Origin of the sequence: Pseudomonas sp. PvP028 (assembly GCF_017832255.1) — a bacterium.
Taxonomy (GTDB): Bacteria; Pseudomonadota; Gammaproteobacteria; order Pseudomonadales; family Pseudomonadaceae; genus Aquipseudomonas; species Aquipseudomonas syringae.
In genome coordinates this window covers 3,729,897-3,753,633 of the sequence record NZ_JAFIBL010000001.1, presented here as the reverse complement: position 1 = coordinate 3,753,633, position 23,737 = coordinate 3,729,897, and the positions used below count along the sequence as shown (strand labels likewise).

General features: G+C 56.1%; 8 protein-coding genes. All 8 read right to left on the bottom strand.

Annotated elements, in window-relative coordinates:
- Positions 1 to 85: 85 nt before the first annotated feature.
- Positions 86 to 586: a DUF2247 family protein gene (locus JOE34_RS16620; protein ID WP_104652459.1), complete on the bottom strand. Its 501-nt coding sequence runs from the start codon at positions 584 to 586 to the stop codon at positions 86 to 88.
- 1 nt (position 587) lies between these two features.
- On the bottom strand, positions 588 to 2,249 hold the full coding sequence (locus JOE34_RS25900) for a hypothetical protein (RefSeq protein WP_348635367.1): 1,662 nt from the start codon (positions 2,247 to 2,249) through the stop codon (positions 588 to 590).
- A gap of 206 nt (positions 2,250 to 2,455) precedes the next feature.
- A complete protein-coding gene (locus JOE34_RS16610; protein ID WP_245227024.1) occupies positions 2,456 to 2,908 on the bottom strand; it encodes a hypothetical protein in 453 nt (150 codons plus the stop codon).
- A gap of 257 nt (positions 2,909 to 3,165) precedes the next feature.
- The gene (locus tag JOE34_RS16605) at positions 3,166 to 3,624 is read right to left on the bottom strand and encodes a hypothetical protein (protein ID WP_010414776.1); all 459 of its coding nucleotides are present in this window, start codon (positions 3,622 to 3,624) and stop codon (positions 3,166 to 3,168) included.
- On the bottom strand, positions 3,624 to 3,902 hold the full coding sequence (locus tag JOE34_RS16600; protein WP_146226175.1) for a hypothetical protein: 279 nt from the start codon (positions 3,900 to 3,902) through the stop codon (positions 3,624 to 3,626). Before JOE34_RS16600 ends, JOE34_RS16605 begins: the two co-directional genes overlap by 1 nt.
- Positions 3,903 to 4,056: 154 nt before the next feature.
- Positions 4,057 to 4,569 carry a hypothetical protein gene (locus tag JOE34_RS16595; RefSeq protein WP_010414779.1) on the bottom strand — a complete coding sequence of 171 codons (513 nt, stop codon included), beginning with the start codon at positions 4,567 to 4,569 and terminating at the stop codon, positions 4,057 to 4,059.
- A gap of 416 nt (positions 4,570 to 4,985) precedes the next feature.
- Complete coding sequence (locus JOE34_RS16590) at positions 4,986 to 5,381, bottom strand: hypothetical protein (RefSeq protein WP_069665395.1); 396 nt, start codon at positions 5,379 to 5,381, stop codon at positions 4,986 to 4,988.
- Positions 5,382 to 5,383: 2 nt separating this feature from the next.
- Entirely contained in the window at positions 5,384 to 23,710 is an 18,327-nt protein-coding gene (locus JOE34_RS16585; protein ID WP_209996131.1) for a hemagglutinin repeat-containing protein, read from the bottom strand.
- Positions 23,711 to 23,737 lie beyond the last annotated feature (27 nt).

Here is a 23,737-nt window from a genome sequence, read left to right as displayed (position 1 = left end):
CGCCTGCGCCCACGGTGCCCCGGACGATCTGTTCACGATCCTTGTTGTAGTTCCAGCCCTCTTTTGCACCTTCATGACTTTAATTTCAAATGCCACCCATACTTTCTAAATAGTGTTGCCAATTGGAAAAAATCCTTTCTAAGTTCTGCTCATCAGTGTGCTCTTCAGGCTTATACCCAACGCGAGAGGGCATATAGCGAACAAACCCCTCTATCTCAAAAGGAAAATCAAATTCTTCGTAAATTAACTCAACCACCCCAAGAGGATCGGCAATACTATCCTTATTTTCGAACAGCCATTTAAGAGCAATGAACAGCCATTTTTTTTGCGAACTCAAACCAAGCAATTCATTTTCCTGCCCGGCGAGAAGGTACATGTTTTTTTCAATTTCTTGAATATCAAATTCACCCAGAAAAACCAGATCCAACTCCAACGGTTTATCCGACCCATTAGACACTTTAAAATTGGCTAGTTCAACAACAAAGCTCCAGCCCACTAGCTTTCGCTCATAACCCCAGAGCGCATCTAGCCAATTTAAACAAATGCAATTACAGATATAAGTGTTCGGAACCGTAGGAAAATACATATTACTTCACCTTAGACGGACGTTGATTTGGGATACCATTTATCAACCCATTTTCAATAAATCTCTGATGAGTCACATTACCTGTAGGATCAAGAATGTATTCATATATACCTGACTTCCCATTAAGACCACCCGAAGCTTGCAACAAGGTCCTCTCGACCCCGTCATTACCTGTTAGCGTGAATACTGTACCTGCAGCAAGCTGCTCCTTTGTAAGGTAGCTAGCTGCAATGTGTGACATATCATCCTTTAAACCGCTGCCTATACGATTGGCGGACAGTATTTTATCGGCGACGCTACTTATATCTTTTTCACCATCCTCTACACCCTGATTCATCACCCCCGGCGCCGGAAGCTCAACCACAGGCCTCGAATAATCAACAGGCGTCTGATCAGCAATCTGACTGCCACCCGTCGAACCCACACCAGCAGGCGTCGCTCCAGCAGCATACCCGCCGCTGGACGGATTCGCACCCTGGGCCTGAACGATAGGATTCACCAGCCTGGTGTTTTCGCCGTCCAGCAGATGTACCGGGAATGTCGTACTGAACAGAAATTTCCATATCTCTATGGAGGTGCTGACCTGCTGTTCGGCTGACTGGCCTGATTGAGCTACAGAGAGTGCGACGGCATTGGCTGCCGCTCTCAGTCTATCCTGACCTTCCGGCGTCGCTGCTGTGGTAGACAACGCAGCACTCAGGGCCACAATTGCGCCAGCACCCAGCGCCACTACTGGAACAAAACTCGATGCACCACCATTTGGTTTATTCAGCGTGGTCAACAAAACCATCGCCTGCATCGCTTGATCCGGGTGCTCCTCACCCAGTTCGGCAATACGTGCGACGAGCGCTTCCGCATTGGAGCCCAGATTTTTGTCAGCAACCCGGTTTAGAACTGTCCTGATGCCCGCCGACCTTTTGTCTTCATCCAGGCTGTTGAGTTGTTGCATCAGTTCGGTACGAGCGACTTGGCGTTGTGCTAGTTCTGTCGCGTTACCTGTAACAGCCCCTAACGGCAGTAACGCGGTGACCACAAGCATGTCGACCAGTTTGTCTATTGTGTTTCGACTGTTTTCTCCATAAAGCGTGGCGTTTTTTTGCCATTGATCAAGTGTCTCTTTCGGGCTGGCAACCGCATCCAACGAACTCTTCGTCACATACACATCAGTCCGGTGCTCGTCATCACGCGTGATCTCGTATGCCTTGTCGACATCACGATTCAACCCAGCGGCAGAGTCCTTGCCCGCCGTGTCACTGCGCACCACCACATCGCCCGCACCGACCGTGCCCCGGACGATCTGCTCACGATCCTTGTTGTAGTTCCAGCCCTCGACGCTCCAGCCGTTTTTCTGGTTGTCGCCCTTGCCTACCTGACTTGAGTCCTGCGTAGTGCTGCTGCCAGTGCCGTACGAACCCCCGACGTTCAGGTAGTAACCGTGCTCCTTGTCCTTGCCCGCGATGTCGCTGTAGCCCAGCGTGTTGGTGTCCAGCTTGAGATTGCCGCTATCGGAAGCGATCAATGCGCCGTCGAGCTGGGTGTGGTTCTCGGTGCGGATGTCGACCTTGTCTTTGGCCGTGATGCGGGTCTGTTCCTCGATCCAGTTCTTGGAGCCGTTGGTCTGACCGTACCCGACCGAGCCGCTGACGCTGCCGCCAAAGCCCACTACAACGGTCGCGCTGAGGTCGAATTCCTTACCTTGTGCCTTGCCGGTATCTGGCAGGGAAGTGACATTGAATTGCCGCGCAGTGTGACACCGGCAATATACTTAAATTAAGCAAGGACGCTTCGATCCCGCGCACAGAACCCAGATACTCATTAGTCAGACGCCCAATCAGATCAAGCTTAATCAGCTCACGCTTCACAGCAAGATTAAGCTTTAGCAATATCGATATACACACACTCGACTCTAGCTTTTTTTTGGAACTCATCAAGATCCGGAACGTAAAACCTTATTGCATTATTTTCAGCATTAAACCCTGTTCCATCGTCATCAAAAATCAACGACTGACCTATGCTAGAAAAAAAAAGCTCTAACTCCTCAACATTGCTGCCGAGCAATTGTTTTCCGAAATAATAAAACTCAGCCTCAGGATGGTAAAGCTGAACACCTTTTACCTCGTCATTAGCGTCATACCACACTTTAACAACTGCCCCACCAAACACATCTGTAGAGTTTTCTGAAAACCGGGCCTTAGGAAAAGCCTTATAATCTCCTCCTAGCTTTTTTCTTATAGCGTTTCTAAAACGAGCATTTTTGAAAACACTTAAGCCATCAGACTCACTATATTTAAACCTCATGCCACTCATATTGATAAAAACCATTTAGAACTCAAACAATACTCTTCCTTTTTACTCAGTAGATAGCGGCACATTGTACTCCGTCCCCTCCAGTAATCTGAATGGCCTTTGCGGTACGGGGACGCCCGCTGGATAGCCTGTCCAATCTGAAATCGAAAAACTTCCGTCCGGGGGATCGATAGAAACTCAAGGCGTAGCACCTTCGGCAGCACTGGTAGCAGTAGCTTTTGCACCATCTAAAAATCACACAAACATCTAATCCATTGCTACGCTTAAAGCGATCAATTTGATATTAGCGTCGCTTTCCACAAGCGTCCATCTTCCGAAAATTCCATGCGTAGAGCGTACGTCTTAAACTCATACTTCAGCCACTGCTGTACATAGCCGATTAACATATCGACTCTACCTGGCGCCTCTTTGCTAGGCGAGCCTAGCTCTGCAATAACATCTTCAACACGCCATGCTTGAGCTATACGACCAAGCACATCTTCCTTATATGCCGAATAACCTTCGTGAGGCTGCACCAAAAAATGAATGTGATTTAATTTTCCCGAACGAAACCCAATCTCTATGCCAGATTTAATAAACTTATAGAATCTTGTCTTACCTTCCGGGTCATTATAGTTATCCGGGGTTTCCGAAACGGCTGGCAACTCTCCGACTCTTCGACATAAGTCGGTGACTATTCCCCCGCTTTCATCTTGACCAAGAGCCCGAACAAAATCCGACCAAGTGTTCATTATTTAATAACCCCCGTATTGCGATTTCTTTCCACTATTTTTTGAACAGTTTCATCTACTAACTTAGAATCATAACCTCTACTGTTCAGATTTGCCCGCAAAGCTTCTGTGTCACGACAAACTGCACCGCACAGATCCGCAGCATCTTGCTGAATCTGAGCAGGAGTATTTTTCCCGCCATACGTCGGACCTGCAATATGTACATCTCGTGGAACCTCTACAGCAGTAGAGTTTTGGTAGAGAGTCTTGGTCTCCAACTCAGTGAGGGGGCGGCCCAACTCTGCTTCCTTTGCTGTGCGCAACGCAGCAAATGAAGGGATATGGTCGTGTTCTAGACCATCTCCAACAACCTCTCTTGCCTTAAGGTTTTTATAGGCGTCGACCTCAAGTTCTTGAACCGCCGTTTTCGAAGGCGCGGATTCTTTTGCACCATTAAATCAGGCCAAGCTCTCGCAACTGCCTCTCACTCGCAAACTCTAATCCACCGTTCTCAACCCTAGATCCATCTGAATAATTGGAGTACCCACAGACATTACACTGATAAGCCAGCAATCCATTGTACTTACCTATAAACGCGCGCATTCCCTCAGACTCACATCTGGGGCATTGCTCATCAACTTCGACAGTTGCCAGCTCCTCAATCGTATCGCGTAAGAATCTCGCAATCGAATCTACATCTCGAGCCTGACGTTTCAAAACAATACTCTTGAAATTAATTAAATCACTTACCTTAAAGGAAGAGTATTCAACTGGAATCTCCCTCTCATCTATTTTTGCAAGGCTATCGAACCCATAGACCGAAAACGGCTCACCGGTAAGATACTTACGGTTACTTCTCATCCAAAATAGTATTACTTCAAGAACTTGCCTCGAAGGTGTTTCGTCACTTAGAGTTTCCACTACCGACTGGAATTCATGCCATATTTTTAAGGGTAGAGTATGCATCAGTTGCCCACCTTAACCGGGAAGGTTGTAATTAAATTCCCTGCTTTATCGGTGAATACCTTTATCACAGACGTGGGAATGCCGCCATCCTTCAATGTAGTAGTACCAATAGCCCGACCCACATCAACTGTTCTTACGAATTGGCCATCTGGCAGCGCTATAACCGGGGACTTTACAACAGAACTGCTCTGTAGGATGCCTTTCAGCTCATCTGGAGCAATGGTAAACACGGAGCGCGAGGTGGAGATTTCTCTATTGAAATGCCCATCTATAACATGATCGAAACCCGCAGATACGGGATTGCCGTTATCACGAAGAGGGGTCGTTTCCGTGCGGCCATTGGCAATGTTTACACGCGACTGTACTCGGCCTGGGATCTGAGTAGCAGCTTCGCCTGTCGCTTTTGCACCAAAGGATTAAGCCATTAGGTTAAAAGAAACCTGACCCCCTTCAAAAAACCGCCTAAAAATATCAACCACAATTTCAAAATCCGTACAAACTCCTGAGGCATCTACAGCATCCCCAAGGATACAAACTGTCTGCCCTGAATTTTCGCCTCCTATGTAAGACCGAACAATGTAATCCTCGCCATTGTCCTCCCCTAAAGTCATCGCATACTTTCCATCATCTGCAATAACTTGCAAACTCAACAGCTCAAACCCATTAAAATTCACAGCCTCTAATGTAACAGAGCCAGACGTCCCGCATACTTCTCTTAGACGAAGTTCAATATCACTCCAAAGAGGTTCTTTAGCTCTACCCCCCTGACATTCAGATCCAAACCCGACAATCCATGATAGAGAAAATTTCATTACTAATTCCTCTCTCTCAGAGCCCGCATTCCAGGCTGCCAATATAGAGTTTTACCAGTTGCAACCTCTTTGACCTCAAGAGAAGTAAGTCCAGATTTCTCCGCCATTGCCGCAATATCTCCTCGACAGTACCCACACACTGCTTTACCAGAGACGGTAAGCTCCATGCTTGCCCCCATAGTTTTACCAGCAGTATATGCCTGCTGAATCACACCTATTTCTGCGTGAGCGTCGGCCATGTTTCCATTTGGCAGGACTTTCCCAGATGCGTCAGCCTTAGCGGTTACCCGATCAGATATCAAGGTTGGTTGACTCGCATTAGCTTCTGAAGCTGGACGTGCAGTCTGATTAAAATCGGTGAATGTTTTTCCGCCAATCTTTCCCTCTGCGGTTACAACTGGAGATACACCTTTTGTACCCCCGACGATTACGTTCCTATCAACTAAAATCCCCGCTTCATTATCAGCTTGTCCCGCTAGTGAAACAGGGTCTTTAGCGACTGTCTCTTTGCTTGTTACAGACGTGCCTCTGGGAAGGTACGCCCCTGCAAGCACCGCTGTCAATGCTTGAGCCGTCATGGCGAAATTGTATCGGTTTTCGACTTCTTGGCGACTTAAACCTGACGCCTGCGTAATCGCCGTGATTGCCGTATCCCTAGTGATACTATCAGAATCAAGTCCCTGCAAAATAGCATCTAAATTCTGCGAGTCTTGCGGATAGAGATCCTTGTAAATCAGCGTATAGCTGACGCTTTTTCCGTATTGCTCAGCCGCGTTTTTTGCAACAGTTACCAACTGACCGCATGCTGATCCGCCCAGATTACCAGCCGTGCAGACTGCTTTAATTTCCGCATTTCGTTCTTTATCGACTTTATTCAGGGAAACTAACTCGCTGACCTCCTGGGCGGTGATGGTGCCGCTCGTGAGCTTACGCTCCAGCACCTTTTTCCGTTCTGCTTCAGGTACGTGTAGATAGTTGTTCTCAACTGCGTTTTTAGCTACGGATGCTCCGGCAATAGCATTAGAGGCATCACCGCCCACCAGTCCGCCTGCCAAACCACCTGCCAGCGCCGACAGCGCCGAGATTGTCTGACGCTGCTCTTCGCTCAACTCCGACGTTTTCTTGCCCGGATATAGCTGATTGGCAATATATTCCCCAACACTCGCACCCGCAGCACCCGCTAACGCGGAGTTACCCTGCGCCTGAGCAACCACCGCGCCCAAGACAGCATGTGCCATCAGGTTGGCGTCCTTGTTGCCTAAGGTCATTTGCTTGATTTGCTCTGCGAGATACGGCGCGGCAGCTCCGGTCAACGCTTGCGCAATATTCCCACCCGCCAGCCCCTGCAACGCCGCAGTTACGGCTTGGGCAGCACGCTGGTAATCGCTACCCGTGCCGTATTTCTGCATCACGGTGACGCTAATTTGCTCCGCGATTTGTTTGGCAGATGGATCCGTGTTCCCTTCAGCGACCAGCTTTTCACGCGCCGCGGCAATCGCTACCGGATCTTTTTGTGCATTTGCTGCATCAATCGCACCTTGCGTTCGGACGATGTCCATCGCTTGGCTGCCAATGTCTCCGATCAACTGAACCTGACGTAGTCGGTTTTGCTCTTTTTCCTTATCGAAAATTGGACTGAGCGCGTTGCTGGCATGATCTACGTCGCGGCTAAGTGTAGAAATGTCTTGCTGCTGTCCTGAGACATTACGAATGGTCAGACGCCCATCAGAGACTGCTGAGTTTGTTGTGCTGCTATCGCTGCCACTGTGGTTGGCGCCGACAAGCGTGAGGCTACCCATATTCCCCATGAACTTGGAGCCGTCTTTACCGCTTGTACTCCCACTTGCGCTTTGATGCTGGGCAGTAAATTCCGCCTGATTTTTCAGGCCTGCCCAACCTAAAGTCCCAGTGCTGAGCATATTTCTGTCAGCGGCTGCGGTGCTGGCAATCACAGCGCCGTTCAGTTGGGTGTGGTCGCCCACTGTTACCTGATAGCCGCCCTTACCAGCAAAGAGACCTGTTTGCTCTTGCACGCTTTCAAAGTTGGATTTGATCTTGTCCTGACTGACACTGAGCGATGCACTACCCGTCATGGTGCCTAAGCTGAAACTCGCACCGCCGCTGACATCGAGCTGATGAGAGTCGTATTTGTCGGTGTCCTGCAGACTGATCAAAGACAAATCCCGACCGACATTGGCTACGACTTGCTGAGCACTGGCTTGGGCCCCAACAAGAGTCGTATCACGACCGCTGACCAATGAGAGCTTATTACCAGCGTCGAGGTTGGTTTCAGTCCAGGTGGTACCGTTTCCTTTTTCGTTGCCTGTCCCGCTATTGGCATTAGCGAAGAAGGTAAGACCACCACCGCCGCTGCCGACGCCAAGGCTAATACCAATCGCGCCGCCTCCGCTCTTGTTGGAGCCGTCGACTTTTTGTGTATTAGCTGCAGCTAGCAGATTGATGTCACGACTGGCCGAAAGCAGCATGTCCTGGCCAGCTTGAAGCTTGCTGCCCGCGACGTTGATATCACCGTCCAAACCAGCACCTGCGCCACTGCCTGTAGCGACAATATTCAGGTTATTTCCGGCAGTGATTGAGCTACCTTGGCTTACATTCTGTTCCTGCACTTGCTTGGAGCTGGCGCTTTGGGTGCCTAACGAAAGCGCAATGCCAAAGAAACTACCACTCGCAGCACCGGAGTCGATCGCTTGGGCAGCCTGGTAGGCCTGATAGCCACTCAGTCCAGCCTTTACACCTTGCAATGCCGCAAGACGGGAATCGTCCTCACCTTTAGCTGCTTGCGCGTTTTGCACCGTAGTATTTACTGCTTCTCCTACAGCACCCGAGAGGGCAAGGGTAAGGCCGCTTTTCTTGCTTTCCTGGTTCTGTGTGCTTGTGCTCCTGTTTTGCGCCTGAACAATGCTGACATTTTGGCCAATCAGATTGACGTCATTCCCAGCGACAACATCAGAAGCCTTGACCATCAGATCTTTACCGGCTGTGATATTCACGTCGCCCAGAACACTGCCTACAGTGCTGCCTTTCTGAGTCTGATTTTCTGAGTCTTGGGTAAACGCGTTTTTCGCTGTTCCTAAAGTGACACCGATGCCACCAGTGCTCATCAGGCCGGATTTTTTAGTCGACTGGCTGTGCTGGGCATTGAAGCTTTCAGTGCCACTGTCGATGACAACATTGTTGCCGGCTTGTAACGTCGTTTGCTCAGTGGAAATGACATTACTGGCCGAAACCACCAGATCATTCCCAGCCCGAACGAGTGTCGTGTTGCCGCTCAGCGTCGATGCAGATAATGAACTCTGGGTCGAAGCGTCACTATTCATCTTGCTAGTGGTGGATAAACCGAACCCGCCAGACTTAGAAGTGGCGGTGGCGCTGTATTGGCTGTTCTGCGCCGCAGTCAGATTAACGTCATGCCCAGCCTGAACTGCGAGCACACCATTGTCACTGTTGGCTTTTGACCCTTCAAAATTGACATCATTGACCGCAACAATCGTGGCTTTTTGACCTGACTGAATGAGAGACCCGATAGCAACATCACTGTCGCTCTCAGTCATATTCGTACTCTTCTTGCCCCAAGACCCTTTCTTGGTTTTCGAGTAATACGAATAATCGGTATCCTGTGCGGCAAGCACGTTGACGTCATTACCCGCGTACAGATACGCCTCGTCTTTGGCATTAATTCTACTAGCGATCATGCTCAAGTCAGCGCCTGCACTCAGCGCGACGCTACCACCCGCCGTCACATTGCTCGACACCTGGCTGACATGATCTTCCTGCTCGGTCACCTTCTTGCTCTTACCGTAGGAATGCTGTTCATCAGCCGCCGAGGACAGGGTCAGGTTTTCCGTCGCGGCCATCGCGATGTCGCGCTTGGCGTCGATGCTGCTGGCGATGACGTTGATGTCGCGTCCGGCCTGGGCCGTCAGGTCGCGTCCGGCGCTGACCGTGGAGCCCAGTTGCGTGATGCTGGAGTTGCTGGAGTTCGCACCGCGTGTCTGGCCGTTCTCGGTCTGGGCCGAGTCGATAGCGACGTCGCGGCCCGCAGAGATGCTCAAATCACGACCAGCCTGCAACACGCTGCCGGTGTTTTTCACGTCACGACCCGCTTGCAGGGACATGTCGTTAGCCGCTTCGATACGTGCCGCGCTGTCAGCGAAGTCCTGACGCCAGGTCGCGTCGCCTGACGCGCTCTGATGGCTGGTCACCGTGCGTTCGTTGATGACATCGCCGCTCAGGGCGGTCAATGTCACATCACGTCCGGCGATAATGCCCCCGGACTTGTTGATCAGGTCGTTACCTGCCAGCAGGTCCAGACGGTTGCCAGCTTCTATCAGGCCGCTGTTGACCAGATCATTTCCAGCAGCAGCCGACAGGTTATTGGCCGCTCGCAAGGTGCCGACGTTGTCGAGGTTTTGCCCCGCGATCAGCGAGACGTCGTTACCGGCGATCAATGCCCCGGTCGGGCCAAGGCGATTGTCGGCCTGAGCCATATACAGCACCGGCACCAGCACTTTTTCGCCATTCACTTCATGCTCTTCGAGCCAGACGATGTCATGGGTCAGCGCTGCGACTTGTTGTGAGTTCAGCGATACGCCGACCGCCAGGTTCAGCTGCTGCTTGCTGGCGATTGCGTTGTTCATCAGGTACTTGAACTGGGCCTCGTTGGAGGTTTGTCCATCGATGAACGCCTGACCGGTGCGGGCCACGACTGCTTGCTGGACGAGGCGTTGCTCATACAAGCCATCGCCCAGGCGCTTGGCACTGACTTCGGGGTCGTAGCCCAGGCCTGCGAGCAGGTAATCCGAACTCATGAACTGCTTGAGGTCAGTAAGGACCGGGTTGGTTTCGATCAGGTATTTTTGCGGTTTGGAAACGAAGTTGCTGCTGGGCAGGCCTTCCACTCGGGTCACCGTTTGCGCTGCCGCCGAAACGAGCGGCGTAATAGCGCTGGCCTGCGCCACTGTGGCGGGCTGAGTGATAGCGGTTGAAGCAGGCGTGGTCGTGACAGGGTTTAGAACAGCAGCAGTGACAGGACTGACCGGAGCAGCCACAGCGCTGCGAACCGGTGCAATGACCGTTCCGCCTTGAGCACTTACAACCACCTGGGTGACTGCAGCAGTCGCGCCTGACTGGGCACCGGTCGTAGCCTGATTGACAACGCTGACCAAGCTACCTTGCGTACCATTTACAATCTGACCGGCCTTGTTGACCTGAGTGCCCTGCACCATTCCAGCGTTTTCCGCGGCCGAGTTACCGGAAGAAATGGCGGTGATAGCCGCAACACCTGCCGTCGATCCTGCATTCTGGACAGGCAACAATACGCCGCTGCCCTGATTGCCCGTCGCAATGCCGGTCACGCTGCCGACGCTGGTGACACCTGCGGAATCAGAGGTATGGCTTGGCAGCACTAGCCCACCAATAGGTGCGGCACCTGGAGCGCTGGTATCAAAAGCAGTTGCATTGGCGCTTACGCCTGCGCTTTGCCGTGTGACGGAAGCAAGCTGGCGGGTGGCGTTGGATATCTGGCCCACCGAGCCAATCTGGATGGTGCTTGCCTGTGCGTCTGAAACGGTGTGCTCTCGTTGCGCGACGGACACCGCTGCGCTGCCCATGGTCCAGCTTTGCGGCAGGCCTACAGGTTGAGCGACAGTGGCTGCGGTGCCGGTCTGGCCACTCAGGCGGAACAGGCCGTTCTGCCCGGTCGGCAGGCTGAAGCCTGGCAGGCTCAAAGGATTGACTTGTTGTTGGGCCAGGTCTGGCGGCAGTTGCTGATTGACAGTAATGCGTGTGGAGAATTGACTGCCCGGCGCATTGGTGTCAGTGCGAGAACCGCCGCTCACGTAGCTGTAACCAGCGCGTACGACGTTGTTGCCGATGTTCTTGCTCGCGTTGACGTTTACCGCGCCGCCGGCCTGGATAATGGCGGCATAGCTCTGGTCGCCGGTTGACAGCTGAGTGACCTTGCGGAACTCAGGCATCTCTGTCTCGGTGATGGCGATGAAGTCCGCCATTGCCGGTTCCAGGCCGCTGAGGTTGTTGGCGTTATAACCGCTGCTGGTAAACCAGTACTTTTCAGTGAAGTCGCTTGCGGCGTTGGTCCAGGCCCCGGCGTTGCTAGTACGGGCGCTGCGGTACACGCGCACTGTTTCGGTGTCGCTGGCCTCTATGCCGGTGTTGTTCAGGTTGTTCAGCGTAGCGTTGAGGTTACCGCTGGTGACGATGGTGCTGCTTTGGTTGAACAGATCACCGCCGTTGATGTTCAGATTACCGCCAGCGGTAATGCCGGACGCAGCACTGGCTGCGGTCACTTCAAGCTTTTCACGCTGGGTTATTTCCCAGGTATGAGTTGCTTTGCCACCGCCGCAGTCGTTGTTATAAAACTCGCGATTGCACGCCCCCTCATCAATCCTGGCGGTATAGATACCGCCATTGCTGGTCTTCAACAGGGCGCGGACGTTTTGTATTGTGCTCGCCGCGAGGCTCATGCTGCCGTCGCTTTGTATCGACGCAGAACTGTTGACGATGCTGTCGGCAAGCGCGCCTTGCCCGTTACGGTCAATCGTGAGATTGCCCAGGCTGTAGATGTTGGCGTAGCTGTTGTTCAGCGAACTGACACGCAGGCTCATGTTGTTGCCACTGAAGATCAGCCCACGGTCATTGACCAGCGAGCCGGTGGTCACAGTCAACGCCTGACCGCTGCCCAGCGTGCCTTGGTTGTTGATGCTCCCCGCGTTGATGGTCAGATTAGTCGCCGAGGTCAGGCGACCGGCATTGTTCAGTTGCCCCCCCATGGTCACCGAGGTTTCACCGCCGCCGGATATGGTCGAAGCGGCGCTCAGGTTCACTTGTGCCGCACTCAGTCCGAGCGTTCCTAGGCTGCTGAGACGGCCATTGCCGCCGTATGTACCGCCGAGGTTGAGGCTTAGCGAGCCGTCACTGGCGATCAATCCATCGTTATTCCAATTGCCACCATTACCCACAAGGCTGGTGGATGCCAGCAACTGGCCGCTGGCGGTCTGGCTGAAGTTATTGACGTTGACGGTGAGGCGCCCGGCCTGGATGACGTTACTGTTGGTCCAGCTATCAGCACTCAGTGTCAAACCACCGCGGGTAACAATGCTGCCGCCAGCACTGGTCAGGTTGGCCGTAGAAATATCAAACGTGCCATTACCCGTATGCAACAACGACCCGCCGCCATTGAGAAAGCTGCCAGCATTGAGGATCAGGTCGCTGTTGGCGCTTTCCAAGGTGCCGTTGCGGTTGTCGAACAGGTTGCCGATCTGGAAGTTTGTGGCGCCGCCACCGCCCAGCGCGCGCAGTTGCCCGGTCTGGTTGTCCAGACTGGCAGCGGTCACGGCCAGGGTGCTGTCGCTTTCGATGATGCCGAAGCGGTTGTTCAGCGCGCCGCTCAGGTTCAGTTCGACCTGGCCGCCAGCGATCTGGCCGTCGTTGTCGCCACTGTTGTCGAAGTTGCCACCGTTGACCCGCACCAGGCCTTTGGCGTACAGCCCGCCGTTGCGGTTGTCGAAGCCGGGGGTAGTGATCAGCGCTTCGCCGCCGCGCGCGGAGACTCGCCCGCCGTAGTTGTCGAAGCCGCCCAACGCGGTCAGGTTGAGGCGCTGCGCCTGGATAACACCGCCCTGGCGGTTGGCGTCATAGCCATTTTTCAGCACACCGGCCAGTTTCGCGGTGAACAGACCTTGCAGGCTGGACAGCACTCCGCCCTGACTGTAGAGGTTGGCACCGGTCAGGTTCAGGTCGCCGTTCTGCGCGATGATCCGACCATTCTGGTTGTCGACGGTACCCGCGACATCGACGCGTAGTGCGCCGACGCTTTGTATCGCGCCGCGCACGTTGGACAGGCTCGCTGAATTCAAATGTGCATCGGCGCTCTGGCTATAGATCAGGCCATCGGCATCGTTGAGGACACTGCCACCCGCGACGACTGTCAGTGTGTTGTTGGCAGCAACAGTGCCGCGGTTACGGTTGTCCAGTTGCCCGGACGTATTGAGCGTCATCAGGCTCTGGCTGATCAGTTGCCCGGCCTGGTTGTTGATCGCGGTGCTGCGCCGCAACAGCAGGTTACCGCCGCTGGCCAGCTTGCCGCTGGTGTTGGTCAGGCTGCCCAGCAGGTCGAGTGTCGTCTCGCCCTTGCTGCTCAGATTACCGGCGCTGTTGTCGAGGCTGCTGCCTTCGAAGCTGAAACTCTGCTGGGCCGTCAGATTACCGACCGCGTTGTTCAGGGCATTGGCTTTGATGGTCAGCCCGGCACCACTGTCGATCAGGCCGTTCTGGCTGTTGTTCAGCAGGCCCGCCACGGTCAGCGTCTGACCGGTTCCGCTGGAGAGGATGCCGCCGCTGTTGTCGAGGCTGTCAGCGGTTACGTTCAGTATGTTCTGGCTGACTAACGCACCGTTGCTGCCATTGAGCAATTCACCGGTCAGGGTTGTAACGAGGTTACCGCTGCGGCTGGACAAGGTACCGTTGTTGCGGTTGTCGAGGCGGTTACCGGAGACGTTCAGACCCTGCCAGCCAGAGATCAGACCGTTCTGGTTGAGCAGGTTGGTCGCGTTGACCGTCAGCACGTTGCTGCTGATCAGCTTGCCGCTGCTGTTGTCGAGGGTGCGGCCGTCGACTCTGAAACTCTGTGCGCTGTAGACCTCCCCAGACTGGTTATTCAGGTCGCGAATGCGGTTAAGGGTCAGCGAACCGTCTGCCGTGATCAAACCGCCGAGGTTGTTGAGGTCGCTGCCTTGCATGTCAATGGACAGCGCGGCATCGCCCATCACGCGTCCGCCGTTGAGCGACAGTGCGTTGAGGACCAGGGTCATGTCACGTGTGGCCGACACTTCGCCGCCGTTGCCGGAATCGAGACTGCCGGCAGTCAGGTTCAGGGTGCCGGTGCTGTTGATCAGGCCCTTCGCGGTGTTGTTGATCGATGTAGCGTTGATGATCAGGCTGGTGCCGCCCAACACCTGACCGCTCTGGTTATCGAGGCTGGCCGCGCCCACCTTGAGCGCCTGAGTAGCATTGATCAGGCCTTTGTCGCGATTGGTCAGCGCACCGGTGACGGTGAGGTCCAGGTTGTTACGACTGGTCAGCGTACCGCCCGTGTTATCGAGGGTATTGGCGGTGGCATCGACACCGGCAGCGGCGATCATGCCTTTGACGTTGGTCAGCGCACGGGCGATGCGCAGGGTCAGCAGTTGATTGCTGAGCAGTTTGCCGCCGCTGTTATCCAGTTGCTGGGCGTTGAGGGTAAATGCCTGGGCGCTGGAGATTTCACCGTTCTGGTTCAGTACCTCGTTGACGTTTTTCAGCAGCAGTGCGCCCGGCGCGTTGATCAAACCGCCCTGGTTGTCCAACTGGCCGTTGTTCAGGTCCAGGCTCAAGGAGGTGTTGCTGAACAGACTGCCGCCCTGCTGACTCAGGCGGCTGACACTGGCGGTCAGTGCCTGGCTGCTGCCGATGCTGCCGCCATCGCTGTTAGTCAGTCGTGCGGTCGTCAGGTCCAGGCGATTGCTACTGCTGACGCGACCGTTATGGCTGTTGTCGAAATCCCCGGTCTTCAGGGTCAGCAGGCCTTTGCCGCTGATGTTGCCTTTCTGGCTGTTATCAAGACTGGCACTTTTCAGGTCCAGTGCGCCGTCGGTCAACAGCTTGCCGCCCTGGTTGCTGATTGCCCCGGTGCTGTCGAGGGTCAGTTTTCCAGCGCTGGAAATGCTGCCTGCGGTATTGGTCAGACTGCTGGTCTTTACCGTCAGGACATCTTCGTTGCTGATCAGGCCTTGAGTGTTATCGAGTGCTGCAGACAGGTCGATACCCAAGGCTTTGAGGGCACTGAGCGCACCACCGGTGTTGTCCAGGGTGCTACCGACCAGCGTCAAGCCGCCTTGGCTTGAGAGCAGACCGTTCGTTCGGTTGGTGATCTGCGCAACGTTCAGATTCAAGGCTTTCTGCGCCAGCACCTGACCGCTGTCGCTGTTGTTCAGTTGCTGGCCGGTCAGGGTCATCTCATCCTGACTGGACAGTTCACCGCCACGGTTATCGATGCTGGTGACATTGATATCGAGGGCTTGGGTTGCGCCGATGAAACCGTTCTGACGGTTGTCCAGCGCGTCGCCACGCAAGGTCAATGTGCCTTGGGCAAGCATCTGGCCGTTCTGCTGTAGAAGGCTGCCGATCCGTGCGTTGAGATTCTGTTTGCTGGCGATCTGGCCGAGGCGGTTGTCCACGGTCGCGGCGTTCAGCGTCATGTCAGCGTCGCCGACCAGAGTGCCCTTGACGTTGGTCAGGGCGGTATTGACCATCAAGTCCATAGCTGCGTGGCTGCTGATCAAGCCTTCGGTGTTGTCCAGGCTGTCGCTGCGAGTGTTCAGCGCGGCAGCGGAAATCGTACCTTTGACGTTGCTCAGCGCCTTGTTGACGATCAGCGTCAGGGCCTGACTGCTAAGCAGTTTGCCGCCACTGTTATCGAGGCTGTCGACGTTCAGGGTGAAGGCCTGTGTACTGGAAATTTCGCCGTTCTGGTTGGCCACGCCGTTGAGATTCTTCAGCAGCAACACGCCCGGGGCGTTGATCAGACCGCCCTGATTGTTCAACTGGCCGTTGTTCAGATCGAGGTTCAGCGAGGTGTTGCTGAACAGCTCACCACCCTGCTGGTCGAGGCTGGTCACGCTGGCCGTCAACGCCAGCGCACTGGCAATACGTCCGGCGCTCTGGTTGATGACCTTGCCTGCCGTCAATCGCAGGGTATCGCTGCTGGTCAGGCGACCGCCCTGGCTGTTGTCGAACGTGCCGGTGGTGACCTGCGTGGCGCCCTTGCCAGCCAGTTTGCCCGCCTGACTGTTGTTCAGGCTGGCGCTGGTCAGTGTCAGCGTGGCGTCGGTAGTAACGGAGCCCGCCTGGTTCTCCAGAGCGCCGGTGGTGGTGACGCTCAAGGCATCGGCACTGGACAGGCTGCCCGAAGCGTTTTGCAGGGAAGCAGCGCTGACCGTCATGGCCGACTCACTGCTGAGCAGGCCGCCAGTGTTGTCCAGCGCGCCAGACAGGCTGATGTTCATGTCCTTCTGGCTCGCCAGCGTACCGCCTGCGTTATCCAGGCGTGTACCGTCGAGACGCAGGGTGTTACCGAACAACAGGCCTTTATTCAGGTTGATCACGCGCGCCACGGTCAGCCCCAGCGCCGTACCGGCCAAGATCTTGCCGCCGTTGCTGTTGTCGAGCGTCTGACCAATGATGTCCACACCGATCTGGCTGGACAGTTCACCGGCCTTGTTGTCGATATCGGCAACATCGATTTTCAGCGCTTTTGTAGAGCCCACCAGGCCGCCCGACCGGTTGTCGAGGGTTTTGCCGATCAGGGTCAGATTGCCCTGCGCAACAAGCTCGCCGCCCTGCTGGGTCAGACTGCCGATATTGGCGACCATGTCTGCCTGGCTGGCGATACGACCGCTGCCGTTGGCAACGCTGTCGACCTGCAACTGCATCAGGCCAGCGGCGTTGAGCAGACCGTTCTGGTTGTCCAGACGCGTGCCGACCAGTTCAAGACCGGCATTGCTGTTGATCAGGCCTTTTTGCGTGGCGCTCAGGCCGGTCTGGCTATTGTCGAGGGCATCGACGAACAACTGCAGGCCTTTTTCGGCACGAATCGAACCGCCACGGTTATCGACGCTGTCGCTATGCACGATCAACAGGTTCTGCGCGGCAATACGGCCGCCACGGTTATCCAGCGTCTTGCTCGAAAGGTCTATCAAGCCTTTGGCTTGCAGGCTGCCACCCGCGCGGTTGTCCAGCGCTCCGGTCAGCTTCAGAGTCAGTTGGCCATCTGTGACCAGTGCACCGGACTGGCGGTTGTCCAGACTCGCGGCACCTATGTTGATAGCCTGCCCTGCGCCCAGCGTTCCGGCCTGATTGTCGATGGTTTCAGTGATCACCAGTTTCAAGAACCGGTCAGCCATGACCTGGCCAGCGGCGTTATCGAGACTCAGCGCATTCAGGGTCGTGTTACCAGCACTGGTCAGCTCGCCGCTGCGGCTCGACAGCTGGCCAGCAACGTTTACCAGCAGATCGGCATCGCTGCTCAGGCTGCCGCTGTTGTTATTCAGCTCATTGGCCGTCAGATCGATACCGTTGCCAGACACCATACCGCGCAGGTTGGTCAGTAACTGGTCGACACGCACAATGAGCGCTTTGTCGCTGAGCACCGAGCCAGCGGTGTTGTCCAGCGACGTCGCAGCCAGGGTGAAGCCGTTGGCGCTGGAAATTTCACCGCTGCGGTTGCTGACTGCATTGAGATTTTTCAGCAGCAACTGGCCCGGAGCGGTAATCAGACCGCCGTCGTTGTTCAGCACGCCTTTGCTTAAATCGAGGCTGACATCGCTGTTGCTGTACAGACGGCCATCGTTGGTCTGATTCAGGCCGGTGACGACGGCAGTCAGCGCCATGGCGCTGGCGATACGACCGGCGTCACTATTGTTCACCAGTGCTGCATCGAGCTTAAGGGTTCCGGTACTGGTCAGGCGACCGCCTTGCTGGTTGTCAAAGGCGCCTGTGACGAGTTTTACGCCTTTGCCGGCAATACGACCGTTCTGGCTGTTGTCGAGACTGCCACTGGTGAGCACCAGTGTTGAATCGCCGAGAATCTGCCCGCCATGGTTCACGACCGGGCCATCGACCGTCAGGGACGAGGCGCCGGCGCTGGTGATGCTGCCGGCAGTATTGCCCAGAGAAGCGGCGCTCAACGCCAGCGTGCCATCGCTGCGCAATGCCCCCTGATCGTTGTTGAGGACGCCCGTGACTTTCAGGCCCAGACTGTTTTTGGCGTAGACGCTGCCACTGCCAGTGTTGGTCAACTGGCCGACGTTCAACTGCACACTCTGCTGTCCGGAGACGGCACCTGCGCCCTGGTTGTTCAGGCTGTCGGCGTTGAGCAGCAACGTACCATTGGCCAGTAAACGGCCCTTGCCACTGTTATCGAACTGGCCGACGGTTGCGGTCAGCTCTCCAAGGCTGGAGAGTTCCGCGTTGCGGTTGTCCAGCGTCGCAGCACTCAGTTGAACACCGGTCGCGGAGATCAGACCGCGAAGGTTGGTCAGCAGTTGGTCGATGCGCACGATCAAGGCTTTGTCGCTGATGACCGAACCATCGGTGTTATCCAGCGAAGTGGCCACTAGCGAGAAACCGTTGGCACTGGAAATTTCGCCGTTCTGGTTGTTGACCGCCGTGAGGTTTTTCAGCAGCAACTGCCCCGGCGCATTGATCAAACCGCCTTGGTTGGTCAGCACGCCGTTGCTCAGGTCCAGGCTGACATCGCTGTTGCTGTACAGACGGCCATCGTTGGTCTGGTTCAGGCCAGTGACCACTGCAGTCAGGGCCATGGCGCTGGCGATACGACCCGCGTCACTGTTGTTGACAAGCCCGGCGTTGAGCTCAAGCGTCCCGGCACTGGTCAGGCGGCCGTCCTGATGGTTGTCGAAAGCGCCAGTGGTGAGCACCACACCATTGCCGGCAATGCGACCGCTCTGGCTATTGTCCAGGCTCGCGCTGGAAAGCGTCAGCCCCGCATCGCTGATGATCTGCCCGCCCTGGTTGACGACGGCAGCATCGACTTGCAACGTTGCAACACCGGCACTGGTGACCCGACCGCCAGTGTTGGCCAGAGAAGCTGCTTCCAGGTCCAGCGTGCCGTTACTGCGCAGTACGCCCTGATTGTTATTCACTGCACCGGTCAGCGTCAGACCCAGCGTGTTTTTTGCATAAACGCTGCCGCCGGAGTTGGTCAGTTGTCCCAGAGTCAACTGGACGCCCTGCTGTCCGGAGACCACGCCGTTCTGGTTATTCAGGTTATCGGCGGTCAGCAGCATTGTGCCGTTGGCCAGAAGACGCCCTTTCGCACTGTTATCGAACTGGCCGATGGTGGCAGTCAGGGTGCTCAGGCTAGAAATTTCCGCGCTGCGGTTGTCCAGCGTTGCAGCACTCAGATTGACGCCATTGGCGGAAATCTTGCCGCGTAGGTTGGTCAGCAACTGATTGATGCGCACAACAAGCGCTTTATCGCTGAGCAGCGAGCCGTCCGTGTTATCCAGCGAATTGGCAGCCAGTGTAAAACCGTTGGCACTGGAGATTTCACCGCTCTGGTTGTTGACGACATTCAGGTTTTTCAGCAGCAACTGGCCAGGCGCATTGATCAGGCCGCTCTGGTTGCTCAACAGACCATTGCTCAGGTCCAGGCTGACGTCGCTGTTGCCGTACAGCCGGCCGTCGTTGGTCTGATTCAGGCCGGTGACCACGGCAGTCAGGGCCATGGCGCTGGCGATGCGCCCGGCGTCGCTGTTGTTGACCAGCCCGGCATTCAGCTGAAGTGCACCGGTACTGGTCAGGCGACCGTCCTGATGGTTGTCGAAGGCTCCGGTGCTGAGCACCAGACCTTTACTGGCAATACGCCCGCTCTGGCTGTTATCGAGGCTGGCGCTGGTGAGTGTCAGTTGCGCGTCGCTGAGTATCTGCCCGCCCCGGTTGACTACGCCGTCATTGATAATGATCGACGCGACACCGGCGCTGCTGATACTGCCCGCGCTGTTGGCCAGCGAGGCTGCACTCCCGGTCAATGAACCGTCGCTGCGCAGCACACCCTGATCATTGTTCAGTGTCCCGCTGACGGTCAGACCAAGACTGCTTTTGGCAAAAACGCTGCCCCCACCGGTATTGTTCAGTTGGCCCAGGTTCAGTTGCACGCCCTGCTGCCCGGAAACGATCCCGTTCAGGTTATTCAAGCCGCCCGCGGTCAACAGCAGCGCGCCATTGGCCAGCAGGCGACCTTTTTCGCGATTATCGAACTGGCCTATGGTGGCCGTCAGGCTGCCCAGGCTGGACAGTTCGGCGTTGCGGTTATCCAACGCTGCGGCGCTCAGGGTGACGCCGTTGGCGGAGATCTGCCCGCGCAGGTTGGTCAGCAGCTGAGCGATACGCACGATCAGCGCTTTGTCGCTGACCAGCGAGCCGTCAGTGTTGTCCAACGAAGTCGCTGCCAGCGTGAAATCGTTGGCGCTGGAGATCTTGCCGCTCTGGTTATTGACGACGTTCAGATTTCTCAGCAGCAGCTGACCGGGAGCGGTTATTTGCCCACTCTGGTTGTTCAGCAGGCCATTGCTCATATCCAGGCTGACGTCGCTGTTGCTGTACAAGCGCCCGTCATTGGTCTGATTGAGGCCCGTAACCACGGCGGTCAGAGCCATGGCGCTGGCAATACGACCGGCGCCACTGTTGTCGACCAGCCCGGCATTCAGTTGGAGTGCGCCGGTACTGGTCAGGCGGCCGTCCTGATGGTTGTCGAAGACTCCAGTACCGAGCACCAGACCTTTACCGGAAATACGACCGCTCCGGCTGTTATCGAGGCTGCCACTGGTGAGTGTCAGTTGTGCATCGCTGACTATCTGTCCACCCTGATTGACCACCGCACCGTTGAAATTGAGCGCACCTGTGCCGGCACTGCTCACACTGCCGTTGGTGTTGGCCAGACCGGCTGCTTTGAGGTCCATTGCGGCATCACTGCGCAATACGCCCTGATCGTTTTGCAACACACCGCCCAGCGTCAGGTTCAGCGCATCCTTAGCGTAAACGCTGCCCCCAGCGGTATTGTTCAATTGCCCCAGGTTCAGTTGCACGCCCTGCTGACCGGAAAGGATCCCGTTCAGGTTGTTCAAGCCGTCCGCAGTCAACAGCAGCGCGCCACTGGCCAGCAGGCGGCCTTTTTCACGGTTATCGAACTGACCAACGTTGGCCGTCAGACTGCCAAGGCTGGATATTTCGCCATTGCGGTTGTTCAGTGAGCCCGCTGTCAGATCAAGACCGGTCGCAGAAACCAGACCGCGAAGGTTGGTCAGCAACTGATTGATGCGCACAACGAGCGCTTTATCGCTGAGTATCGAACCGTCGGTGTTGTCCAGCGAAGTGGCTGCCAGCGTGAAGCTGTTGGCGCTGGAAATCTTGCCGCTCTGATTATTGACCACCGTGAGGTTTTTCAGCAGCAACTGCCCCGGCGCAGTGATCTGGCCACCCTGGTTGGTCAACAGGCCATTGCTCAGGTCCAGGCTGACGTCGCTGTTGCTGTACAGCCGGCCGTCGTTGGTCTGATTAAGGCCGGTAACCACGGCAGTCAGCGCCATGGCGCTGGCGATGCGACCGGCGTCGCTGTTGTTGACCAGCCCGGCGTTCAGTTGAAGCGCGCCGGTACTGGTGAGGCGGCCGTCCTGATAGTTGTCGAAAGCGCCAGTGGTGAGCACCACGCCATTGCCGGCAATACGTCCGCTCTGGCTGTTGTCCAGGCTGCCGCTGGAAAGCGTCAGACCCGCATCGCTCAGAATCTGCCCACCCCGGTTGACGACTGCGCCCGTTGTGCTGAGCGTTGCCGTGCCGGCACTGGTCACGCTGCCACTGTTATTGCTCAGAGACGCTGCACGCACAGCCAGAGTGCCATCACTGCGCAGAGTGCCTTGGTCATTGTTCAACGCGCCGCTTACGGTCAGGTTCAGACTGTTTTTGCCATAAACACTGCCGTTGCCGGTGTTGGTCAGTTGCCCCAGATTCAGCTGTACGCCTTGCTGTCCTGCGACCGAGCCGTTCTGGTTATTCAGATGGTCAGAGGTCAGCTGCAGCGCGCCGCTGGCCAGCAGACGGCCTTTTTCGCGGTTGTCGAACTGGCTGACGGTCGAGGTCAGGCTGCCGAGACTGGAAATTTCCGCGCTGCGGTTGTCCACGCTTGCCGCGTTGAGCAGCAGATCGCCGTTAGCGCTGATAAGCCCCAACTGGTTGAGCAACGGCCCGGAAATACGGGCGGACAAAGCGCTGCCGCTGAACAGCTTGCCTTGCTGGCTGTTGTCCAGCGAACCCGCAGTGATCGTCATAGTGCCATTGCTGCTGATCAGCCCGCTCTGGCTGTTGAGCACCTGAGACGCATTGATATCGACAGTGCCGCCCTGGCTCAGAATTCGGCCTGACTGACGATTGTCGATTGCAGTGGCCACGATGCGTGTGCTCGACTGACCGTTCAGTGTGGCCCCCTGATTGTTCAGGGTCTGGCTGATGCTGGCTTGCAGGGCGCGGCTGGCGGTGATGCTGCCGCTGTTGTTCAGCCCGTTGGCAGACAGCGTCACATCGCCCGATGTATTGCGGCTGTTGTCGGCATTGACGCCCGCCTCGATCACCGCGGTGTTATTGATCTGACCGCCTGCGGAAAGTGTCAGTGCATCGCGTGCGGCGACGTTCTGCCGGGTGATGAGATCACCTGCCGTGGTCATGCCCAGTGACGACCCTGCATAGACCGGCCCGTTGACCTCGGCACTGCTGGCCTTGACCGCCACAGCACCGCTGGCAGCAGTCTGCATCATGCTCAAGTGGCCGTTGGCATCAAGCTGGATATCACCGCCACTGGCCGCCAGATCGCCGGCCAGCCTGACGCCGACACCCGCCTCGGTGCCCACCAGACGGATCGCGCCGGCATACATGCCGCCCAGCGCCGAGCTGTCGACGGCCAGTTCCGGTTTGGCGCTGCCGTCGTCAGGCAAGGCTGTAGGATTAAGAGTCTGTGCGTCGACATCATTACGACCGGCAATGATGTTGAGGCGCTTGGCGTGTAGCTCGGCATTGATCTTCGCGCTACGGGTGATGATGTCGAACTGGTCGACGTTGTCCGCGTTCAGCCCCACGCCGTCGATTGAAATGCTGCCGCCCTGCACATTGAAACGCTGCAATTGCCCGTTGGCATCCAGCACGGGTTTGCCGGTGGTCAGCGTGACCTGCGGGGTATTGATGAAACCGCAGCCGTTGCAACTGATGCCATAGGGGTTGGCGACGATGACACGCGCCGCCTGCCCGGCCACTTCCGTATAGCCCCTGAGCTGACTGGCGTTGGCCCCGACCACTTCGTTGAGGATGGTGCTGGCCGCCGTGCCGCGCAGGTTGGAGTTGCCGACGATGATGCCGCCCAGTTGGGTGCTCTGGGTCTGGTTGGTGGAGTTGTTGAGGATGACGCCCTGGCTGTCGACGTTGAACTGCTGATACTGGTTGTGTGACAGGCCGCTGGCATTAGGCGCGGCGATGTTGACGATAGGCACGCCATTGCCGGCCTGGTTCAGACTGGTATTCGTGCCGCTGACCACGATGCCTTCGGCTTGAACCAGCATCGGCTGCCAGAACATCGCATTGGCGAGAATCAGCGCGAGGCCGCGCTTGGGCATTCCCCAGAAAGACCGGCGCTCGACCAGCACAGCAGAAGGCTGACGAGCAAGCAGAGCCAGTTGGTGGACGTCCATGTAAATGACCTCGAAACAGGTAGGTTG

What these genes read in the sequence shown, in the direction of transcription:
- JOE34_RS16585 (WP_209996131.1), bottom strand. Translation starts at nt 23,710, where the DNA reads ATGGACGTCCACCAACTGGCTCTGCTTGCTCGTCAGCCTTCTGCTGTG.
- JOE34_RS16595 (WP_010414779.1), bottom strand. Translation starts at nt 4,569, where the DNA reads ATGCATACTCTACCCTTAAAAATATGGCATGAATTCCAGTCGGTAGTG.
- JOE34_RS16610 (WP_245227024.1), bottom strand. Translation starts at nt 2,908, where the DNA reads ATGGTTTTTATCAATATGAGTGGCATGAGGTTTAAATATAGTGAGTCT.
- JOE34_RS16605 (WP_010414776.1), bottom strand. Translation starts at nt 3,624, where the DNA reads ATGAACACTTGGTCGGATTTTGTTCGGGCTCTTGGTCAAGATGAAAGC.
- JOE34_RS16590 (WP_069665395.1), bottom strand. Translation starts at nt 5,381, where the DNA reads ATGAAATTTTCTCTATCATGGATTGTCGGGTTTGGATCTGAATGTCAG.
- JOE34_RS16620 (WP_104652459.1), bottom strand. Translation starts at nt 586, where the DNA reads ATGTATTTTCCTACGGTTCCGAACACTTATATCTGTAATTGCATTTGT.